Here is a 21,041-nt window from a genome sequence, read left to right on the forward strand (position 1 = left end):
TGTCGTTCGTGAGACCGGCCGGCCCCGCGCCGGGGCCGCCCCTTTTTGTCAGCCCGCCGCCGGGCCCGGCTCCACCTTCAGCAGGCAGCAGCCGATCTTTCCCTTGGACCAGGTCTCGCCCTTGAAGGTGAACCCGGCCTCGGTGAAGAGCCCGCCGTCGATGGCGCCGGCGGCCTTGCACAGGTGCTCCAGATCTTCCTCGTTGCGGCCGTCCGCCGCCCAGGTGTCCTTGAGCGGACAGCGATGGAACTGGATCTCCAGGCCGTCGTCGTCGCACTTGCGGATTTCGGGGGCGAACATCTCGGGCGCGCAGGGAATGCCGCCGATGAACGCCTCCTTGAGGCCGGGCAGATTGTCCGGGCCGAGGTGGGCGAACTTGCCGCCCATGTCCTTGCCGAGGCGACGGGTCGATTCCCCGATCAGCTCGACAGCGCGTTCCGCGCCGAAGGCCTCGCGCAGCACGTCGAACATGTGCGCATAGGCGCGGGCGCGCATCGCGAAGGCGCCCTTCAGCATCTCCAGGGTGACGACCGGCTCGCTGGAAGTGTTCTTTGTCATTGGATGGGGTCCTCTTGCTTGTCGTTGTTTACGGTCAGTCGCGCCCGTCGCGCCAGCGGTACAGCGGAAGCATGACCGGGGGAGCGACGGACTTGATCAGGCCGTGAAACGGGATTGGCTTGGGGTCGGACATGGGCAGGGCGAGTTCGGACGCCGGCCGGCCGGCGATGGCCTCGGCGAGTTCCCGCCCGAGCGAGATCGACAGGGCGACGCCGCGCCCGTTGCAGCCCGCCCAGCACCAGAAGTCGGGGCCGAGCTGCGAAATGAAGGGGAAGCGGTCCTCGGTCATGCCGATGAAGCCGTTCCAGACGAAATCGAACTTCGGCGTGCCGAGGACGGGAAAGGCTTCGGCGAGCCTGCTGCCGACCAGAGCCTTGAGCCGCTCCGGCCCGTTGAGGGTGCACACCAGCGCGCCGCCGGTGACGAGGCGGTTGCGTTTGTCGAAGCGGAAGAAGCGCAGGTCGCCATGGGTGTCGGAGACCGCTTCGCGGCCGGGGATCACGACCTTGCGCTGCTCCTCGTCGAGCGGTTGCGTCGCCATCTGCCAGGAAAGCACCGGCACCACAGAGCGCGCCACCCTGGGCGAGAGCGTCGGCTCGAGTTGCCCGGTATAGGCATTGCTCGCCAGCATCACGGAGCGGGCAACCAGCGTCGCGCCGTCCTTCATGCGCAGGTGCCACTTGCCATCCTTGCGCTCCACGGTCGAAACCGGGCTGTGCTCGTGGAGCGTCGCGCCGTGCTTCTCGCAGGCCGCGGCGAGCCCGCGCGCCAGCGCCAGCGGGTTGATGTGGCCGCCGGTCGGATTGTACATGCCGCCGAACCACTGGTCCGACCCGACCACGCGCGCGGATTCCGCACGGTCCAGCAGCCGGCAGGGAGCGCCGCGCTTTGCCCAGGCTTCGACGCGCCTGGCGCTGAGCCGCATGCGGCTTTCCCGGTGGGCGGGCTGGAACCAGCCGGTCTGCTCGCCCTCGCAGTCGATGCCTTCGGCGCGGGCGGTGTCGAAGAGATAGGAGGCACTGTCGCGGATCAGCGCGACGAAACGCTCGCCGGTCTCGCCGAATCTCTCCTCGATCGCGTCCGGCTCGGCCGCCGTCATCGTCGGGATCACCTGGCCGTTGTTGCGTCCCGAACCGCCGTAGCCGACCTCCATTCCTTCCAGCACGGTGACCTTCTGGCCCGCGCGCGCCAGATGCAGCGCCGTCGACAGGCCGGAGAAGCCGCCGCCGATCACCGCGACGTCCGTCTCCGCCCGGCCCCGCAGCGCCGGCGCCGCCGTTCTGGCGGGGGCCGTTGCGGCCCAGAGTGAGGTCGAGATCTGCTTGCTGGAAAACATTCGCGGCGTCCGGTTTGGAAAGTGTCGGGTGAGACGGGCATTCGGTGGCGCGGCGCGGGGCTATCCGGGCTTCCGGGTGCGCGCCTTTTCTTCAGCGTGTCGGGTCTCCCGCCTCGAGCGGCAGCTTCGCGCTTCGCTTGATCTGTTCCATGGAGAAGCAGGAGGTGACATCGTTCAGTTCGATAAGGTTGATGAACTTCTTGTAGAAGGCGTCGTAGGAGGAATTGTTCCTCGTCACGACCTTCAGGATGTAGTCGTATTCGCCCGCCAGCCGGTTTACTTCGACAATCTCGGGGAACAGACCCACGACCTCGTTGAATTTCTCAAGCCATGCCGTGTTGTGCTGATTGGTCCGGACCATCACGAAAACCGTCAGGTCGAGGCCGATCTTGCTCTGGTTGAGAAGCGTTACCCGGCCATCTATATATCCCTCCCGCTCCAGCTTCTGCAGACGACGCCAGCAGGGGGTCGACGACAGCCCGATCCGCTCCGATATCTGAGCTACTGATAGGCTAGCATCATCCTGAATGACAGAAAGTATTTTTCTATCAAACTCGTCAATTTGCATATTTCGTACCCCATCTGATTATTTTTTTAGTATGGGCATCCTACAAAATCGCGAATTTATGTCTATTGGAGAATGTGCTTCCTAAAGTTCGCCTGCTGCGCAACCCGCCCGCAACCGCTTTCCGGCCGGTTGTGTCTGCCTCGCAAGTGAGCATGCCGTGAAATGCGGCATCTGGTAAGAACTCGCAGGGATACACCGCGGCTGCACATTGGCACCTTTCCCGAGGTGGGGCGGGCCTGCGCGGCGTTGGTCCGCGCCGTCAGGCCCGGGTGGCGGTGCGCGCCAGGAGGGGCACTGCCAGCATCAGGACGGCGATGATCCAGAATGCCGTCGGCAGATCGGCTGAGCGGGAGACGAGGCCGACGGCCGCTGGCCCGAGCAATACGCCGGCATAGCCGGTGGTGGTGACGGCCGCGACGGCGAGACCCGAGGGCATGACCTTCTGGTGTCCGGCGATGCTGAAGAGCACCGGCACGATGTTCGAGGCGCCGAGGCCGATCAGGGCGAAGCCGGCCATCGCCAGCGACGGCCACGGCGCGGTCAGGAGCAGGGCGATGCCGGCAACGGTCGTCAGGCCGCCGCCAAGCAGGATCCTGCGGTTTCCGGCGCGCGCGACGATGCGATCGCCGGTGAGGCGACCAAGCGTCATGGCGCTGGCGAAGAGCATGTAGCCGAGCCCGCCCTCGGACTTGTCGACGAGCCCCATGCCGACCGCGAGCAGCGCGCTCCAGTCGAGGATCGCGCCTTCGACGAGGAAGGTGATGCCGGCCAGCGCGGCGACGAGCAGGACGATGCCGCGCGGGGCGACGAAGGTCGGCGCGTCTCCGCCGCGTGCCCTGAGCAGACGCGGTCCGGCAAGCACCATCGCCGCCAGGGTGAGCACGCTGCAGCAAAGCGACGCCGTGAAGGGCGTGAGCCCTTGCGAGAGCAGCAGCGTCATGCCGCCCGCGCCAACGAAGCCGCCGACGCTGAACATCGCGTGGAAGCCGGACATCAGCGGCCGGTCGGCATCCCGTTCGACCTCGACCGCATGCACGTTCATCGCCACGTCGATGGCTCCCAGCGCCGCGCCGAAGGCGAAGAGCGTGATGCCAAGCAGACGCGGGTCGGCAACGAGGGCGAGCAGCGGCAGGATGGCGACAAGGGCGAAGCCGCCGGCGAGGATTATCGGCCGACTGCCGAAGCGGGCGCTGACCCATCCCGTCACCGGCATGGCGACGATGGAGCCGATGCCCAGGCAGAGCAGCAGCAGCCCGAGCGCGCCATCGTCGACCCCCGCGTTTGCCTTGGCGAAGGGCACGAGCGGCGCCCAGCAGGCGACGGCGAAGCCGGCCGCGAAGAAGGCAAGGCGGGTGGCAAGCCGGGTTTCCGGCCGGTTGGACGAGGTCTGCATGGAGGTGCCTTGAGGAAGAGGGAGATCAGTCGTCGGTGGGGGCGGCCATCAGGACCTGGTCCCCGCGGCGGTCGTGGTGGCGACGGCATCGGGGGAAGTGAGATGAAGCAAGCATAAACGCGGATGTTCATGAAAAATCATGTGATGTCCAGTCCCCGGGCACGGGTCTTTCCAGTGCGGTCGCGCCCCTTGCATGCCATGGCGGGGCGATTGCCGGAGCGGGATGGATTTTTGATGCCGTAACGTCATTATGTGGTTTTCGCCAGTGATGAATCAGATTTATTAAACCAGATCGTCGACAGTGGCTCGCAGGAGGGGCGTCGCCCGCTTTTCAAGAGGCGTTATGATCGGGTGCTGCATGCAGGCCGGGGACCGCGCCGCCATGCATCTTTGCGGCACCCGCAGCGCCCGCCCGCACGCAGAAAAGGAGACGTATCGTGACTCAATTTCGAATTCTTGTCGCGATATTGTCCGTTTTTGCAGTCTTCGCGGGCGTGGTTCGCGCGCCCGCCGCCGGGCTTCCCGCCTACAGCCCCCCGGCGGAGGCGGCGCAGGAGCAGATGAAGGCAACCATTCGCGTCGTCGGGAACGGGGCAACGCGCGACATTACGATCCGGGAAATCGAGCAGCTTCCAATGGTCGAGATCGAGGGCAGGGCAACCGCGGAAGAGGCGGTGTCCCGGTTCCAGGGGGTACTTCTGTCAGATCTTTTGAAGGCGCTGGGTGGCGGTGACGCCCCGGCCGTGACCTTGCGTGCCTCGGACGGATATGCCGAGGAGGTGCCGCGCGGCGACTGGGAGCGCTGGCCTCTGGTGGTTGCGACCCGGCTCGACGGCAAGCCGTTGAGCGTGCGCAGCCGGGGACCGGCGCGGCTGATCTATCCCACTGTCATTTATCCGGAGCTCTACGATCACGTCTATGTTGATCGCAGCGTCTGGCTGCTTTCCGAAATCGGCTGGTGAGGCGATGATGAGGGCATCTGCCAAGCTGGTTCTCCGCCATCGGCGATATTCCTGGATTCTTGGCATCATTTTTCTGTGTTTCGGATTTCTTGCCTCCCTTATCGTGATCAGGGGCGTCGAGACGCTGAAGAGCCCGCCGCCAGCCAACGGGCAGCAGCTTATTCGCCACATGCGATACACCTATGCAGAGATCGCGCGGGTCGAGACCTTTCTCGAATCCTTGAAATTCAACCCCGCTTCCGTGGATGCGCACCGGATGCTGTCCGATACGGCAGATCATCTGTATGTGCGCCTGGAGATGCTGCGCGGTCTGGCACGCGGTCCGATGGCCGATCCCCTGTCGAATGTTTCGGGCCTGACGGATACGCTGATGACCGGCCTCGACAAGCTGGTGAAGGCGGGGCGCCCGATCGACGTCGGCACGCTCGACGAGCTGAGAGCCGTCAGTTCCCGGCTTTTGCGCGAGATCGGGGACTTCACGCGCAGCGTCGAGGCCGAGATCGACACGCTGTACCGTCAGCAGATCGAACAGTCGGCCAAGGCGCGCTATGAGGTGGTCGGCGGCGTTGCCCTTCTGCTTGTCCTCACCTCTATCTCGCTCGGCCTGTTCTATCGCAACCGGCTTGTCATGGAGGAGCTGCGCAAGGCAAACGGCCGTGACAGCCTGACCGGACTTGCCAACAGGCGCGGCTTCGCCGAATGGGCGCATGAACTCGAGGCGCGGCCCGCTCCCCGGCCCCACGCCCTGATGGTGTTCGATCTCGACCGCTTCAAGGCGGCGAACGACCGGTTCGGCCATGCCGCCGGCGATGCGGCGCTTGTCTCGGTGGCGGACTGGCTGGTCGCCGAATTCGCCGGGCGTGGCATCGTCGCCCGCTGGGGCGGAGACGAGTTCGTGGTCGCGGCGGAACTGTGCCCCGATGATCCCGCAGCGCTCGACACCCTGCTTGCCAGAAGCATTTCGGAGCCGACCGTCGTTGAATTCCAGGGAGAGGCCGTGGCGGTTGGCGTGAGCTGCGGCGTTGCCATGTGGCCCGCCGACGGGGCGACGATCGACGACGTCATGACGAACGCCGACGCCGCCCTCTACGAGGCAAAGGACGCCGGGCGCGGCCGACTGGTGTTCTATGATGCTGCGATGGCGGGACGGCGCAGCCGCTCGGAAGCCCTGAGCCGGCGGCTTGAAAGCGCCATCGCCGGGCGCGAGCTTTTCCTTGAGTTCCAGCCGCAGTTGCGGATCTCGGACGGACGGCTTGTCGGTGCGGAGGCGCTGGTGCGCTGGCGGTGCGGCGAGACCGGCCGGGTGATCCCGCCCGACGAGTTCATTCCCGTCGCCGAGGAAAGCGGACAGATCTCCCAGATCGACAGATTCGCGCTCGATGAAGCCTGCCGGATGGCGAAGGACCTGGCTCGCGATCCCGATGGCCCGATCCGTATCGCGGTGAACATCTCCCCACAGAGCTTTCGCCGCGTCGATCTCGTCGATCAGGTGGCGGAAGCGCTGAGGCTCACGGGATTGCCGAGCCGCCTGCTCGAGGTCGAGATTACGGAACGGCTGCTGCTCAGCGACTGCGATCAGGTCATGAGCAACCTGGCGAAACTGGCCGAGCTCGGCGTTCGCCTCGCCCTCGACGACTTCGGCACCGGCTACTCGAACATCGCCTATCTGGCCCGCCTCAAGCCGGACGTGCTGAAGATCGACCGCTCATTCCTGCGCGAGGGCGACGAGCACACGCGGCGCAGCATTGTCACGGGCATCGTTCGTCTTGCGGAAACGCTCGGCGCGGAGACGGTCGTGGAGGGGGTCGAGACGGAGGACGATCTGAGCTTCGCGGCGGAGGCCGGTTGTCCCCTCGCGCAAGGCTTTCACATCGGCCGGCCGATGGTTGGCGACCTGCTTTTCGAGTTTCGCCGTAGCTTTGTCTATGCCTCCGACGATGACGGCCAGGTCCTGCGACTGAACAGTCAGATCTGAGGGGCAGGCGAGGAGGGCGGGCGAGTTCGCCGCCCTCCTTGTTCTTCTCTTGCTTGCGGGCGCGCGTCAGCCCGCCAGGATCATGTCGGCGGCCTTTTCCGCGATCATGATCACCGGTGCGTTGGTGTTGCCCGAAGTCACCGAGGGCATGATCGAGGCATCGACCACGCGCAGCCCTTCGATGCCACGTACCTTCAGCCGGTCGTCGACGACAGCCATGTCGTCCTGGCCCATTTTGCAGGTGCCGCACTGGTGGTGGTAGGACATCACCGCGCTGCGGGCGTAGTCGGCAAGCTCCGCGTCGCTCTGCTTGTCCTCGCCCGGGTAGATCTCCCGGCCCTTCCAGTCGGCGAGCGCCGATTGCGCGGCGATCTCGCGGTTGCGGCGGATCGAGGTGACAAGCGTTGCCACGTCGTAGTCCGTCGAAAGCACCTTCGGGTCGATTTCCATCGCGGCTTCCGGGTCGGCACTGGTCAGGCGGATCTCGCCGCGGCTGGTCGGGTTGATGCCGGCGGCATTCAGCGTGAAGGCGTTCGGCGTCACGGCCTCCTGCTCGGGCGCATAATAGGGCACATGGAAGAACAGCGGCTGGATGTCCGGTCCCGGCCTGGTGTCGCTCGACTTCATGAAGGCGTGGCCATGCAGCGGCTGGATCGACATGTCGGAGGGTGGCGGGATCTCCTTTGCGCCTTCCCAGATGACCGGAAGCAGCGTGTGGTCGTGCAGGTTCTTGCCGACGCCGGGAAGATCGAGCACGACGGGAACGCCGATGGCCTCGAGCTGATCCTTCTCGCCGATGCCGGACAGCATCAGGATGCGCGGGCTCTCGAGCGCTCCTCCGCTCAGGATGACCTCCTTGTTCGCCTTCACGGTGACGGTCTTGCCGGCCTGCATGTAGGTGACGCCGGAGGCGCGGCCGCCCTCGATCTCCGCCCGGTGCACCCGCGCGTTGGTGATCAGCGTCAGGTTCTCCCGCTCCAGCGCCGGCTGAAGGAAGGCGACGGCCGTTGAATGGCGCTTGCCGTCCTTTGTCGTCAGGTCGGTGTAGGCCACGCCCAACTGCGTCTCGCCGTTGGTGTCCTCGTTGAGCGGATAGCCGGCCTCGACGGCGGCCTCGACGATGGCCCTGGTCACCGGATGCGGCTCGAACTCGGAGGTGACATGCAGCAGGCCGCCGGCACCGTGATAGGCGTTGGCGCCCTTGTCGTAGTCCTCGGACTTCTTGAAGTAGGGCAGAACGCTCTCGTAGTCCCAGCCCTCGTTGCCGAGCGCGGCCCAGCCGTCGTAGTCGCTCCGGTCGCCGCGCACGTAGATCATGCCGTTGAGCGAGGAGGAGCCGCCGAGCACCTTGCCGCGCGGCCAGAACAGCTTGCGGTCGTGGGCATGCTCCTGCGGCACGGTCTCATACGCCCAGTCGTATTCCGTGCGCCACAGCTCGATGAGGCGCATCGGCGTGGTGATCAACTCGCTGGTGTCGGGACCGCCCGCCTCGATCAAGAGCACCGAGGCACCATCGGCCGACAGGCGGTTGGCGAGCACGCAGCCGGCCGAGCCGGCGCCGCAGACGATGTAGTCGTAGCTCTGCTCGTCGGCCTTGGCGGGGTTGATCGAGGCGCCCAGCAGCCCGTTGCCGAGCGTGAGCACGCCCGAGGCGACGATGGTGTGGCCGATGAACGACCGGCGCGTGAGCCCGGTCGGCGATTTCCGTTCTTTCTTCATGCGTTCCTCCCTTGAACGACGGTCGTTGTGCGAGGCCGCTTCCCCGGCGGCCCTCGCGGTCAGCTGAAGACGACCTGGATGTCGGTGTATTCGGCGAGGCCTTCCTCGCCGAACTCCACGCCGATCCCCGAGCCCTTGACGCCGCCGAAGGGCGCGTTGGGCTGGATCATGCCGTGTTTGTTGATCCACACGGACCCGCATTCCAGCCGCAGCGCCAGCTTGCGCGCGGCTTCGATGTCGCTGCTCCACACAGAGCCACCGAGACCGTTCGGGCTGTCGTTCGCGGCCGCGATGGCCTCTTCCACATCCGTGTAGCGGATCACCGGGAGGGCGGGGCCGAACTGCTCCTCATCGACGAGCGGATCGCCGTTCGCGAGCCCGCTGACAATGGTCGGCGGGAAGAACAGACCCTCGCCGGGCGTTCCGCCGATGAGCACCTCGCCGCGGCCTTTCGCGTCCTCCACGAGCCGCTTCACCTTGTCGAACTGCATTCGGTTCTGCACCGGCCCGAGGATGGAGCCCTCCGCCAGACCGTCGCCAACGGGCACGTTGCGGGCGTAGTCGACGAGCGCCTCGCACACCGCGTCGTGGATGCTGTCGTGAACATAGAGGCGCTTCATCGCCGCGCAGGTCTGGCCGTTGTTGAGGAAGGCGCCCCAGAAGAGCCCCTCGGCGATCTGCTTCGGATCGGCGTCGGGAAGCACGATGCCGGCGTCATTGCCGCCAAGCTCCAGCGTCAGGCGCTTCAGCGTGGCGGCGGCCGACTGCATGACCCTGGTGCCGGTCGGCCCGGAGCCGGTGAAGACGATCTTGCCGATGTCCGGGTGGGTCGACATCGCGCCGCCGAGGTTCGTCTCGCCGTCGTCGCCGGTGACGATGTTGACGACGCCGGCCGGCAGCACCTCGTTCATCAGCTCGACAAGCCGAAGCGTGGAAAGGGGCGTGTGTGGCGAGGGCTTGATGACGACCGTGTTGCCGGTGCGCAGGGCCGGCAGGATGTGCCACACGGCGATCATGACGGGGAAGTTCCACGGCGTGATGGAGCCGACGACGCCGATCGGCTTGCGGTGCAGTTCGACCCGGCCGGTGTTGTCGTCCTGGAGCAGCTTGACCGGCAGCGAGAGGGAGGCCGTATGCGCCGCCCAGGCCTGCGCGCCGCCGATCTCCCAGCGCGAGCCGAGACCGTTGAGCGGCTTGCCCTGCTCGAGCGTCAGCAGGCGGGCGAGCTCCTCGGCGTGTTCGCCGATCTTCGCCGTCACGGCCTCGCAGGCGGCTCTCAACTCGGCATCGGGAGTTTGCGACCAGGACACGAAGGCCTGCTTCGCGGCGGCCACCGCCTCGTCGAGATCGGCGAGAGAGGCGTTCGGTGCACGTCCGGCGAGCGCGCCTGTCGACGGGTTGAACACATCGAAACGGGCGTCGACGGGATGCGGCTTTCCGGCGATGGTCAGGGTCGGTTCTGTCACGGGGTCGTCTCCTCCTGCTTGTGCGGCGCGGACCGGTGCGCAGGGTCCACGACACGCTCTCCCGTGACTATGGGGGCGGTGCTCCGGCAGGTCTTGGCGGATTGTGACAGTCGGATTGGACTATCGCGTCACGCTCAGGCACGACGGAGCAGGTCGCCGGGGGCCAGGCCGAAGCGGGCGCGGAAGACGCGGTAGAAATAGGAGAGGTCGTTGAAGCCGCAGTCGAAGGCGAGCATGGCGATCGAGGCGCGGCGGTTGTCGGCAGGAAGCGACTGAAGGCGCGACCACGCCACCTCGAGCCGCGCGGCGAGAAGCCGACCCGAGACCGTGTCGCCATTGCGGCCGAAAAGGCGCTGCAGCGTGCGCCGCGAGACGCCCAGGTCGCCGGCCAGTTCGTCCAGGCCGAACCGCGGGTCTGCGGCGCGCGTCGCGATGGCCCTGAGCGCGGCCTCATACATCGTGTCGTCACGTCGGTCGGTCGGATTCTCCCTGGCGCTGAAATAGGCGCCCAGCAGATTGAACAGGGCTTCGCTCAGCGGTGCCTCGGCCGCCTCGCCGCCCTGGACCATGCGTCCGATAACGAGCCGGAGCGCCTGGAACAGCGGATCCTTGCGGTCTATGCCGACACCGGTGGTGCAGGCCTCGCCCAGGCGGCGGACGGCCTCGTCTCGTGGAAGGTGCAGGGAAATCTGGTGCGAGCGAACGCCGGAGAAGACGAAATCGGAGGGGCGCGTCGAATCCACGATGAACATGTCGCCGGTGGCGAGCCGGGTGCGGCTGTCGCCCTGGAGGATTTCGCAGTCGCCTTCTTCCTGAACCAGCAGGAAGAGGTGTTCCCCCGGATCCTGCCGGATCATGCGCGCGTCGCGCAGGATGCGGCGCGCATCGAGCGAGACGAAGGCGGTGTCGAAGCGACCGACGCGCCCCTGGCTCACGGCGCCATGGACAACCCCCGAGGAATGCGGCGACGGCTCGACGCTGAAGGCGCCGCATACATCGAAGAGCTGCCGGTTGTAGCTGTCGACCGGCAATGCGGCGTCCGCGAGGGGGCGGGCGCTGCTCCCGCTAGCGGCGGCATGCAGGCGTGGGTCGTACTGCAACATTGGACTCCTCCCAAACCCCAATGATCGAGTCTGGCGATGGGAAAGCGAGCTCCCGAATTCACCGACCAGACGGTCGACTATAGTCTTGGGCCGGTTGGCGTCAAAGGGCAATCGGCGGTTGTTCGCGCGACGGGGCGGCGGATGTGCACGGCAGAGGGAGCGGCTGGGCAGCCTATGGCGCTGACGCACCACCGCCGCTATTGTCTGCCCGCAGAAGCGGGGATATGCGTGCCGGGAGGCAAAGGGGCGCGGCCCTCGCAAGCACCAGCAAGGAAACTCGGGGGCTGCTGCATCCCGGGTTTCGGGAGGATGTCGTGCGGCGACCGCTGCTTTTCCGGCTTGCGGCCTTGTGCCTTGCCATGCTCGCCGCCGCGCCGGCGGACGCTGCCGGCGGGGACGCCTGCGGCCTGCATGTGCTGACCTCCTATCCCGAGAGTTTCTATGCACCCTTCGTCGAGGCCTTCTCGGCGCAGAGCAATGCCCGGGTCTGCGTCACCAACAAGAACACCATCGCCCTGATCCGGCATGTGCGCGAGCGCCGCAGGCCGGTCGCCGACGTGATCTGGGCAAGCTCGCCGGTTGCCTTTTCCGTGCTCGACACGCAGGGCCTGCTTGCGCGCCGTCCCGACCTGGTCGAACCGGCCGAGGCCTTCGGCGGCATCGCCGTCGATGCGCCCAACGGCACGCGCTTCGGCTTCGCGCTCTCCGAACTCGGCGTCATGTGGAAACCGGAGAGGGTGGACCTGCCCGCGCCCGACGATCTGGCGGCACTGGCGCAGGGCCGGTTTCGCGGCCGCATCGGCATGTCCTCTCCGGCCCGCAGCGGCACGACCCACCTCTTCGTCGAAACCGTGCTGCAGAGGTTGGGCTGGCGCGACGGATGGGCGCTTCTTTCAAGGCTCGGAGGCAATCTGGCGACGGTTACGGCGCGCAGTTTCGGCGTTCGCGACGGCGTCGCCAACGACCGTTTCGCCTTCGGCGTGGGGATCGACTTTCTCGCCAAGGCGCGTGAACACGGGCAGGCGCCCATCGCCTTTCGTGCGCTCGTTCCGGGTCTGCTGTTTCCCGCGAGCGCGGCCCTTACCCTTGCCGGCGCGGACAACCCGCGCGCCTCCGGTTTCGTGGTCTTCCTGCGTTCCGATATCGGCCAGAACCTGCTTCTGCGTCCGGCGATCGCGCGCATCCCCGTTCGCACCGGCCTGCGGGAGCGCGCGATGGGCGAGCGCGGGGCCGACGCCAGCACTGCCGAGGCACGGGCGGATGCCGTGCCGGTCTTCGACGCCGATCTTGCCGCCCGCAGGCTGCCGGTGGTCGCCGCGCTGTTCGACGAGATGATCACCTACCGGCATCTGGAGCTTGCCGAGCTCTGGTCGCAGATCGACCGATTGGAGGCGGATCCGCGGTTCGAGGCGATGGCCGAGGCCCGGGCGCTGGCCGGCGCGGCGCGGGGCCAGCTCGAGGCCGTCCCCGTTGCCTCCTTCATGTCGGACGCGGTCGAGCTTGCCGGCGAACTGGGACGCGGCGGCGGGCTCGGCACGCTTGCCTATTCCGGCGAGGGCAGCAATCTGCGGGACAGCTGGTCGCGCGATTTCGCCAGCCGTTTCCTCAAGGCGCGGGAGCTGGTCGCGAGGGCGGGCGCGCGTCTGGATGAAGGCGCGAGCGCCGACGAAGCCGAAACCGGAACATCCAGACCGTGACGCCGGATTTCACCTCGCTGAAGTCGAAGCTTCTGGCGGCGCTGGCTGCGGCGGCCGGGCTCGCGGTCGTGGCGACGCTGATCACCAATGTGACGCTGGGCAGCGTCGGGCGCACGGTCGCCGACCTTGCCTCGGACACCCTTGCGACATCGGCCGGCAGCGCCCGGCTTGCGGAAATCGGCCAGGCGATCCGTGTCGATGTGCCCGCGCTCGGCGATGCACGCACAAGATTCGACCGCGAGAACGCGATGCGTCGCCTCGATGGCCACTTCGCGGCCCTGCGCGACCAGCTTGCCGCTGGCGCCGGGCCCGCGGGCGGGTTTCCCGGCCTGACGCAGGTGCTGTCGGGGGTCGAGGCGAACGTCCTCGAGCTTGATCGCAACGTCTCGCGCCGCTTCCGCCTGGCCGAGGCGCGCAAGGAGAACACGGCCCGTCTCAACCGGCTGCATGGCGACTTCCTGCTGGAAATCGACCCGCTGCTGGTCGACGCGCAGTTCAACGTCCAGAGCGCGCTGGAGACCGGCGACGGGGCCGCCGTCGAGGAGCCTTGGCGACGCGGGCGCGTCGCGCGGGAAGTGCGCATGACCGAGGCCCTCGGACGGCTGCACGCAAGCGCCAACCTTGCCGTCGGCATGATGCTGCGCGGCGTCGGCGAGACTGACTTCCGGATGATCGAGAACCTGCGCGGCCGGCTCTCCGAGGCGGTGGAGGAGGGCAACACCAGTGCCGAACTCCTGGCCGGGAACGCCAGCACCATCACGCTGCGCCAGATCTGGAGCGACATCGCCGGCTTCGCGTCCGGGCCGGACAGCCTGCTCGACCGTCGTCTCGCCGAAAGCGGCCTGCTGGCGCAGAGCATCCAGTTGCAGGAGACCAACAGCGCCCTGCTGAAGGAACTCGGCGACATCGTCGCCGGCGCGGTGCGCGAAACCGGCCGCAGGTCGAGCGCGGCCTCGCAGAGGATCGGCGAGATCATCGTCGGCGGCAGGCTCTTCAACGCCCTCGGCACGGCGGTGCTGCTGGCGCTGTTGGTGCTGTTTTCCTATGTCTTTGTGCGTGGCCGGCTGTTTCGCCGCCTGATGCAGGTGCTCTCCTCCATGCGCCGGATCGCCGCCGGCGAGACGGGGATCGAGGTGGCGGTCTCCGGGCGCGACGAGATCGGCCAGCTTGCCGATGCGGTGCGGCTGTTCCGCGACCGGTCGCACGCGCTCGACCTGCGCGCGCGGGAACTGCGGGAGACCAATGCCACGCTGACACATGAGGTCGCGCGCCGCCGGCAGGCGGAAACGGACCTGCGCGAGACCCAGGCGGAACTCGTTCAGGCAGCAAAGCTCGCAGCCCTTGGCCAGCTTTCCGCCGGCATCGCCCATGAGTTCAACCAGCCGCTGACCGCGATGCGCTCCTATGCCCACAACGCCATCCGCTATCTCGACCGCGAGGATGTGGAGAAATGCCGCGAGAAGCTTGGCGACATCGAGCGGCTGATCAAGCGCCTGTCGGCGTCGTCCAACCACCTGAAGACCTTCGCGCGCCGGCCGCAGGAGGTGCTGAGCCGGCATGACGCGATGGAGGTCCTGACAAACGCCCTGTCGCTGTTCGGCGAGCGCATTGCGCGCGAGGGCGTGCGCGTCGATATCCGCCACCCCGACCACAGCGTTCATGTGATGACCGAGCCTGCCCTACTTGAGCAGGTGCTTGTCAATCTCGTCAGCAACGCGCTCGACGCGATGGGCGATACGCCCGCGCCGGTGCTGAAGCTGAGGGTCAGCGAGACGGCCAAGCTTGCCCGCATCCGTGTCGAGGACAATGGCGTGGGGCTCGACGAGGCGACGCTGGGAAAACTGTTCGATCCGTTCTTCACGACGAAGCCCCCGGGCGAGGGGCTGGGTCTTGGACTTTCCATTTCCTACAATGTGATACGCGACCTGGGAGGGCGGCTGGACGTGAGGGCGAGAAAGGGAGGAGGCGTGATGGCGACCGTGGAGCTGTTCAAGTCATGAGTGCGGCGCAGGTGATCCTCGTCGACGACGAGGCGGAAATTCGCAACGCTTGGGCGGAAACGCTGGCGCTGGACGTCTACGAGCCGCGCGCCTTTGCCGACGGACGCGCCGCGCTTGCTGCGCTCGACGCCAATTGGCCGGGCGTTGTCGTCACCGATCTGCGGATGCCGGGCATGGACGGCATGACGCTTCTGGCCGCGGTTCAGGCGGTGGATGCGGACATCCCCGTCATCATCGTCACGGGGCATGGCGACGTGCCGATGGCGGTCGCCGCCGTGCGCAAGGGGGCCTATGACTTCATCGAGAAGCCGGCCGAGCCGGAGGCGCTTCTGGCCGTGGTCGAACGCGCCATGCGGATGCGTGCGCTGGTGCTGGAGAACCGGCGGCTGTCGCGCAAGGCCGGCGAGGCCTATGCCATCGACAAGCACCTGATCGGCAACAGCGAGGCGATGCGCCGGCTGCGCCAGCGGATCACGGCGATCGCGGCGGCCGACGTGAACACGGTCATCTATGGCGAGACCGGGTCTGGCAAGGAGGTCGTCGCTCAGGCGCTGCATCGGCTCGGTCCCCGGCAGGGCGGGCCTTTCGTTGCGCTCAACTGCGGAGCCTTGCCCGACACGCTGATCGCCAGCGAGCTTTTCGGCCACGAGCCGGGCTCCTTCACCGGTGCCGACCGGCGGCGCATCGGACGGCTGGAACAGGCCAGCGGTGGCACGCTGTTTCTCGACGAGATCGAGAGCATGCCCGTCGCCCATCAGACGCAGCTTCTGCGCGCGCTCCAGTCGCAGACCATCGAGCGACTTGGCGGCAAGGACGAGATCCCCATCGACGTGCGGGTGGTGGCGGCCTCCAAGGTGGACCTGGAAGCCGCATCTGCGGATGGTGGCTTCAGGGCCGACCTCTACTACCGCATCGCGGTCGCCAGTGTGTCGTTGCCGCCGCTTCGCGAGCGCGCCGAGGACATTCCCGTCCTCTTCATGCACTACGCGAGCCGCATGAGCCGGAAGATGAACGCGAAGCTGGCGGAGCCGGATCCGGGCTTTCTCGACGGGCTGCGCGAGAGGAGCTGGAAGGGCAACGTGCGTGAGCTTATCAACTTCGCCGACCGCTATGCGCTGGGCATTGGCGCGGAACCCGCCGCCGACGCCTTCGGCGCGGTTTCGACGCGCAGCCTGCCCGAGCAGATGGATGCCTTCGAGAAGCGGGTGCTGTGCGAGACGCTGGCGCGCACGAAGGGGCGCATCCAGGAAGCCGCCGATGCGCTCGGCATTCCCCGCAAGAAGCTCTATCTGCGCATGCAGCGCCACGGCATGGGGCGGGAGGAGTTTCTTGAGGAGGATCGTGTCGAAAGTGACACGTAATATCTCATGATTGGGTCAAAAATGACCCGAGAAACGCAAGCCGTCTCTTGCGAAACCTAACGAAAATCAATGATTTGGGCGAAATTGTGCGGGACGTCGCCACTTGGCGCGAAGGTTGCTCTGCTGTCAATGCGACACATTGGTCGCGACAGGCTTATTGGGAGGATCTTTATGCCTGAGAAAAAGACAAGCCGGCTGCGCAAGTTCGGTTTCGGTGCCGCGATGGCGGCGCTTCTGGCGTCCACGCCACTGCATGCGGCGGACGACAAGCTGGTCATCGTCACCTCGTTTCCCTCGGATCTGACGGACGTCTTCAAGACGGCCTTCATGAAGGAGAATCCGTCGGTCACCGTCGAGGTCGTCAACAAGAGCACGTCTTCGGGCGTGAAGTTTCTGATCGAGACCGCGCAGAACAACCAGACCGACATTTTCTGGGCTTCGGCGCCGGATGCGTTCGAGGTGCTGAAGGGGCAGAACCTGCTCACCAGCTACTCGAAAGAAGTGGAGGGCATCCCGGCGGACCTGAACGGCTATCCGATCAACGATCCGGACGGCAAGTATCTCGGTTTCGCGCTCTCCGGATACGGCTTCATGTGGAATACGCGCTACATGGAGGCCTATGGCCTTCCGGCGCCCAAGGAGTGGAGCGATCTCGAAAAGCCGATCTACCACGGTCATGTCGGCATCTCGGCTCCCTCGCGCTCCGGGACGACCCACCTGACCGTCGAGACCCTTCTCCAGGGCGAAGGCTGGGATGAGGGCTGGAAGACGCTGAAGGCCATCTCCGGCAACGCCAAGACGATCACCGAGCGCAGCTTCGGCGTGCCGGACGGCGTCAACAGCGGTTCCTTCGGCATCGGCATCGTCATCGACTTCTTCGGCTTCTCGTCGAAGGCGTCGGGCTTCCCGGTCGACTTCCACTACCCGAGCGTGACAGCGCTGGTGCCGGCGAACATCGGCATTGTCGCCAACTCGCCCAATGAAGGGCCGGCGCAGAAGTTCATCGACTTCCTGCTGTCGGAGAAGGGGCAGGCTCTGCTGTTCGATCCGAAGATCATGCGTCTTCCGGTCAACAAGAACGCCTATGGCAGCGCTCCCGAGGGACTGCCGAACCCGTTCGACGGATCGATCAAGACCGAAGTCAACTTCGACAGCGACATCTCCGAGAAGCGCTACAACGTCGTCAACTCGCTCTTCGACGTGATGATCACCTATCGTCTCGACGGCCTGCAGCAGGCGACGGCCGCCATCCAGGCGGCGGAAGCCGCCCTCGCGGATGCCGGCGGTGAGAACGCCGAGGCCAAGGCCCTGATCGAGCAGGCCCGCGGTCTTGTCGACGAGCTTCCGGTGAGCGCCGAGCAGGCGAGCGATCCGGAATTCAACGCGATCTTCAAGGTCAAGCGCAAGAAGGCCGACACCAAGGTCGAGGGCCGTCAGGCCGAGGTCGAGCAGCAGTGGGACGAAATGGTGGTGAACAACTACCGCAAGGCGATCGAACTCGCCGAACAGGCCCGCTCGATGCTCTGAGCAAGGCTCAGCCTGCCGCAGAAAACCCGTGAAGAGGTGCCCCGCAAAGGGGCGCCTCCAGCCTGCCCGCTCCCGCGGGCAGGCGCGGGTGGCCTGCATGCTATCTCACCCGATGGAGCATCCCTCATGTCGTCCGCAGCTCTCCGGCGACCGGTGTTCAGCGTTTCCCTTGGCCCTTATGTCGTCGCGGGCCTTGTGTTGCTGTTCCTCGGAGCCTTTCTTGCCGTCCCGGTCCTGAAGGTCATCCAGGTCGCCTTTCAGGATCCGGCTTCCGGTGGCTTCACCCTGGTCAACTTCCAGGACTTCTTCGCCAGTTCGCTGTTCCGCCAGTCGTTCTTCAACTCGATATATGTGGCCTCGGTCTCGGTGGTCATCGCTACCGCGATTGCCCTGCCGCTTGCCTATTTCACGACGCGGTTCAATTTTTCCGGCTCGGTGATCATCCAGACGCTGGCCTTCGTGCCGCTGATCATGCCTCCGTTCATCGGCGCGGTCGCGATGCAGCTGCTCTTCGGTGCCAACGGCAGCGTCAATCTGCTTCTGCGCCAGTATTTCGGGATCACGATCCCCTTCATGGAAGGCCTGAACGGCGTCATCTTCGTTCAGAGCATCCACTACTTTCCCTTCATCCTGATCAACCTGTCGGCAAGCCTGCAGAACATCGACCGGTCGATGGAAGAGGCGGCGCAGATGCTCGGGTCGAGTGGCGTGCGCATGTTCCGCCGCATCGTCTTTCCGCTCGCCATGCCTGGCTACATCGCCGGTGCGTCGCTGGTCTTCGTCAAGGTGTTCGACGATCTGGGTACGCCGCTGCTGCTCAACGTCAACACGATGCTGGCGCCGCAGGCCTATCTGCGGATCTCCTCCGTCGGCATCTCCGATCCGATGGGCTACGTCATCTCCTGCATCCTGATCGTCTTCTCGATCTTCGCGATGTGGGTCTCCTTCCTGGGGATGCGCGGCAAGGATTACTCCACGACCCAGAAGGGCGGCGGCGGCCTGTCGAAGCGCGACCTGAGCACCCATGAGGCGGTGCTGTGCTACATCGTCGTGCTGTCGCTGCTCGCCATCGTGCTGGCACCGCATCTCGGCCTGCTGTTGCTGTCCTTCGGCACCGTGTGGTCCTTCGGCGTCCTTCCCGACGGCTACACCCTGGCCCACTACGAGACGGCGCTGACCTCGGCCTGGGGCTTCATCCAGAACACGCTGCTCTACGCCGGCCTTGCCGGGCTCATCGACATCCTGCTCGGCACGGCGATTGCCTATGTGGTCATGCGGACCAATGTCATTGGCCGCAAGTGGCTGGACTACATGGCTATCTCGGCCCTTGCCGTGCCCGGTGTGGTGCTCGGCATCGGCTATCTTCGGGTCTTCTACGGCGTCGAGATGCCGGTGACGGGCCAACCGCTCGCCACCTGGTGGGGCATCATCGTCATCGCGCTCGCCGTGCGGCGGCTGCCCTATGCGTTGCGTTCGTGCACCGCCGCGCTCCAGCAGATCTCGCCATCGCTCGAAGAGGCGGCGGAGAATCTTGGCGCGCCGAAGCTGCGCACCGTCCGGCGCATCGTCGTGCCGCTGATGGCGAGCGGCCTTGTCGCCGGCTTCGTCACCAGCTTCGCGACCGCGGCGGTCGAGCTGTCGGCGACGATCATGCTGGTGGCGAGCGAGCGCGACGCGCCGCTGGCCTATGGCCTCTATCTCTTCATGCAGTCGGCCGCCGGCCGTGGCCCGGGTGCCGCGCTCGGCATCATCGCCGTCATCATCGTCGGACTGGCGACCTATCTGTCGCATCGCCTCGTGGACAATGCACGCCGCAACCAGACGGCCTCGGGGAACAACGGGGGAGGACACTGAAATGAGCACGACAAAGACCGAGGCGGCTTCGACCGGCGGGGAAATCGGCAGCCGTGTCGAGCCGGTCGCCATCGACATTCGCGACCTGTCGCTTTCCTTCGGAAGCACCGAGGTGCTCAAGGGCATCGACCTGAAGGTCGAGCCGGGTGAGTTCTTCGCCTTTCTCGGCCCCTCGGGGTCGGGCAAGTCGACGCTGCTGCGCGCCATCGCGGGCTTCGGCCCGACACCGCGCGGCAGCATCCTGCTCGGCGACCAGGATGTCGTCGGCCAGGCTCCCTGGAAGCGCAACGTGGGCATGGTGTTCCAGAGCTACGCGCTCTGGCCGCACATGACGGTCGCACGCAATGTGGCCTTCGGCCTCGATGAGCGTCGCGTGCCCAAGGCGGAAAGCGCGGAGCGGGTGAAGGCGGCGCTGGAGCTCGTCGGCATGAGCCAGTACGCCGACCGCTATCCCTCCCAGCTTTCAGGCGGGCAGCAGCAGCGTGTCGCCCTTGCCCGAACGATCGTGGTCGAGCCGCGCGTGCTGCTGCTCGATGAGCCGCTGTCCAACCTCGACGCCAATCTGCGGGTGCAGATGCGCCAGGATCTGCTGAAGCTGCAACGCCGGCTCGGCATCACCACCATCTTCGTGACCCACGATCAGGAGGAGGCCAACACCATCTGCGACCGCATCGCGGTCATGGCGGATGGCGTGGTGCAGCAGGTGGGCAGGCCCGACGATGTCTACGACAATCCGACCAACGCCTTCGTCGCCAACTTCCTCGGCACCGCCAACGTGCTCGAAGGAACGGTGGAACGCGCGGGGAAGGGCGCCGTGTTTCGCGGAACGGGTGGTGTCTCGCTGCCCTGCGCCGACGACGCACAGGCCGGCCCGGCGAAGCTCGTCGTGCGTCCGCAGAGCATCTCCATCGTCGAGGGCGGCGCGCCGTCCGGAGAGGATGCCGTTCTTGAGGGCGTGGTCAGCGCGGCCGAGTTCCTTGGCGGCATGATCCGCTACATGGTGGACGTCGCCGGCCAGACGCTGCTGGTCGATGAGCTTCACACCAAGGGCAGCGGGCGTCGCGAACAGGGCGAGCCGGTGCGCCTTAGGGTTCGCCACCGGGAAGCGGTGCTGATCAGGGGCTGAACAAAAAAAACGGCCGGGGCGTCCTGCGGGAGCGCCCCGGCCTGGCCGGTCCGGGAGGAGTTGGGGCCGGCGGCCGGCGGGGATCGGGCTAGTGGCCGATCATCCATTTGTGCCGGGTCGGCGTGGGCTTCTTCGGTCCCACCTTGCACAGCGCGCAGCCGCAGCCGGCAAGATGCTTGCGGTTCACCACCTTGGGCTCGCTGGTGCTGGCGTCGGAACTGTTCAGCGCCCGGCGAAGTTTGGAATTCATCATGTTGAGCCGGGGAGCGGCCACATCGCGGGCGCTCGGTGCGCTGCAATCAGGACAGGCGCAGGCCTCGCCCGCGTTGCTCATCTTTTCCCAGCTGTCGAACGGTCCGCATTCTTCGCAGACGTAGTTGTAGAGAGGCATGGCTC

General features: G+C 66.3%; 16 protein-coding genes. 8 read left to right on the forward strand and 8 right to left on the reverse strand.

Annotated elements, in window-relative coordinates; translation table 11 throughout:
- Positions 1-48: 48 nt before the first annotated feature.
- The 4 genes from ACN0WF_RS15170 to ACN0WF_RS15185 form a co-directional block, all read right to left on the reverse strand.
- On the reverse strand, positions 49-558 hold the full coding sequence (locus tag ACN0WF_RS15170) for an L-2-amino-thiazoline-4-carboxylic acid hydrolase (RefSeq protein WP_417773612.1): 510 nt from the start codon (positions 556-558) through the stop codon (positions 49-51).
- 34 nt (positions 559-592) lie between these two features.
- Complete coding sequence (locus ACN0WF_RS15175) at positions 593-1,894, reverse strand: NAD(P)/FAD-dependent oxidoreductase (RefSeq protein WP_417773613.1); 1,302 nt, start codon at positions 1,892-1,894, stop codon at positions 593-595.
- A 91-nt stretch (positions 1,895-1,985) separates the two neighbouring features.
- The gene (locus ACN0WF_RS15180; RefSeq protein ID WP_417773614.1) at positions 1,986-2,462 is read right to left on the reverse strand and encodes an Lrp/AsnC family transcriptional regulator; all 477 of its coding nucleotides are present in this window, start codon (positions 2,460-2,462) and stop codon (positions 1,986-1,988) included.
- Between the two features lie 259 nt (positions 2,463-2,721).
- Complete coding sequence (locus ACN0WF_RS15185; RefSeq protein ID WP_417773615.1) at positions 2,722-3,855, reverse strand: MFS transporter; 1,134 nt, start codon at positions 3,853-3,855, stop codon at positions 2,722-2,724.
- 437 nt (positions 3,856-4,292) lie between these two features.
- On the opposite strand from ACN0WF_RS15185, the gene ACN0WF_RS15190 reads away from it, so the two are divergent.
- Positions 4,293-4,817, forward strand: coding sequence for a molybdopterin-dependent oxidoreductase (locus ACN0WF_RS15190; RefSeq protein ID WP_417773616.1), 525 nt, complete (start codon positions 4,293-4,295; stop codon positions 4,815-4,817).
- Between the two features lie 169 nt (positions 4,818-4,986).
- Positions 4,987-6,792, forward strand: coding sequence for a putative bifunctional diguanylate cyclase/phosphodiesterase (locus tag ACN0WF_RS15195; protein WP_417773617.1), 1,806 nt, complete (start codon positions 4,987-4,989; stop codon positions 6,790-6,792).
- A 66-nt stretch (positions 6,793-6,858) separates the two neighbouring features.
- On the opposite strand, the gene ACN0WF_RS15200 is transcribed toward ACN0WF_RS15195, so the two are convergent.
- The 3 genes from ACN0WF_RS15200 to ACN0WF_RS15210 all read right to left on the reverse strand — a co-directional run bounded on the left by ACN0WF_RS15200 (position 6,859) and on the right by ACN0WF_RS15210 (position 11,080).
- Positions 6,859-8,511 (reverse strand): GMC family oxidoreductase, encoded by a 1,653-nt coding sequence (locus ACN0WF_RS15200; RefSeq protein ID WP_417773618.1) that lies wholly within the window; start codon positions 8,509-8,511, stop codon positions 6,859-6,861.
- Between the two features lie 59 nt (positions 8,512-8,570).
- Positions 8,571-9,977 carry an aldehyde dehydrogenase family protein gene (locus tag ACN0WF_RS15205; RefSeq protein ID WP_417773619.1) on the reverse strand — a complete coding sequence of 469 codons (1,407 nt, stop codon included), beginning with the start codon at positions 9,975-9,977 and terminating at the stop codon, positions 8,571-8,573.
- A gap of 134 nt (positions 9,978-10,111) precedes the next feature.
- Complete coding sequence (locus tag ACN0WF_RS15210; protein ID WP_417773620.1) at positions 10,112-11,080, reverse strand: helix-turn-helix domain-containing protein; 969 nt, start codon at positions 11,078-11,080, stop codon at positions 10,112-10,114.
- A 314-nt stretch (positions 11,081-11,394) separates the two neighbouring features.
- Here ACN0WF_RS15210 and ACN0WF_RS15215 point away from each other — a divergent pair, with 314 nt between their 5' ends.
- The 6 genes from ACN0WF_RS15215 (at position 11,395) to ACN0WF_RS15240 (ending at position 20,645) form a co-directional block, all read left to right on the forward strand.
- Positions 11,395-12,777, forward strand: coding sequence for an ABC transporter substrate-binding protein (locus tag ACN0WF_RS15215; RefSeq protein WP_417773621.1), 1,383 nt, complete (start codon positions 11,395-11,397; stop codon positions 12,775-12,777).
- Positions 12,774-14,777: a sensor histidine kinase gene (locus ACN0WF_RS15220; protein WP_417773622.1), complete on the forward strand. Its 2,004-nt coding sequence runs from the start codon at positions 12,774-12,776 to the stop codon at positions 14,775-14,777. Before ACN0WF_RS15215 ends, ACN0WF_RS15220 begins: the two co-directional genes overlap by 4 nt.
- On the forward strand, positions 14,774-16,138 hold the full coding sequence (locus tag ACN0WF_RS15225; protein WP_417773623.1) for a sigma-54-dependent transcriptional regulator: 1,365 nt from the start codon (positions 14,774-14,776) through the stop codon (positions 16,136-16,138). The genes ACN0WF_RS15220 and ACN0WF_RS15225 overlap by 4 nt, the downstream gene beginning before the upstream one ends.
- A gap of 171 nt (positions 16,139-16,309) precedes the next feature.
- Complete coding sequence (locus tag ACN0WF_RS15230) at positions 16,310-17,665, forward strand: ABC transporter substrate-binding protein (RefSeq protein WP_417773624.1); 1,356 nt, start codon at positions 16,310-16,312, stop codon at positions 17,663-17,665.
- Positions 17,666-17,791: 126 nt separating this feature from the next.
- A complete protein-coding gene (locus ACN0WF_RS15235; protein WP_417773625.1) occupies positions 17,792-19,519 on the forward strand; it encodes an ABC transporter permease in 1,728 nt (575 codons plus the stop codon).
- A 1-nt stretch (position 19,520) separates the two neighbouring features.
- A complete protein-coding gene (locus tag ACN0WF_RS15240; RefSeq protein ID WP_417773626.1) occupies positions 19,521-20,645 on the forward strand; it encodes an ABC transporter ATP-binding protein in 1,125 nt (374 codons plus the stop codon).
- Between the two features lie 88 nt (positions 20,646-20,733).
- On the opposite strand, the gene ACN0WF_RS15245 is transcribed toward ACN0WF_RS15240, so the two are convergent.
- Positions 20,734-21,036, reverse strand: a complete 303-nt coding sequence (locus ACN0WF_RS15245) for an FmdB family zinc ribbon protein (protein WP_417773627.1) — start codon at positions 21,034-21,036, stop codon at positions 20,734-20,736.
- Between the last annotated feature and the right edge of the window lie 5 nt (positions 21,037-21,041).

It is taken from the genome of Stappia sp. (assembly GCF_048268045.1).
Taxonomy (GTDB): Bacteria; Pseudomonadota; Alphaproteobacteria; order Rhizobiales; family Stappiaceae; genus Stappia.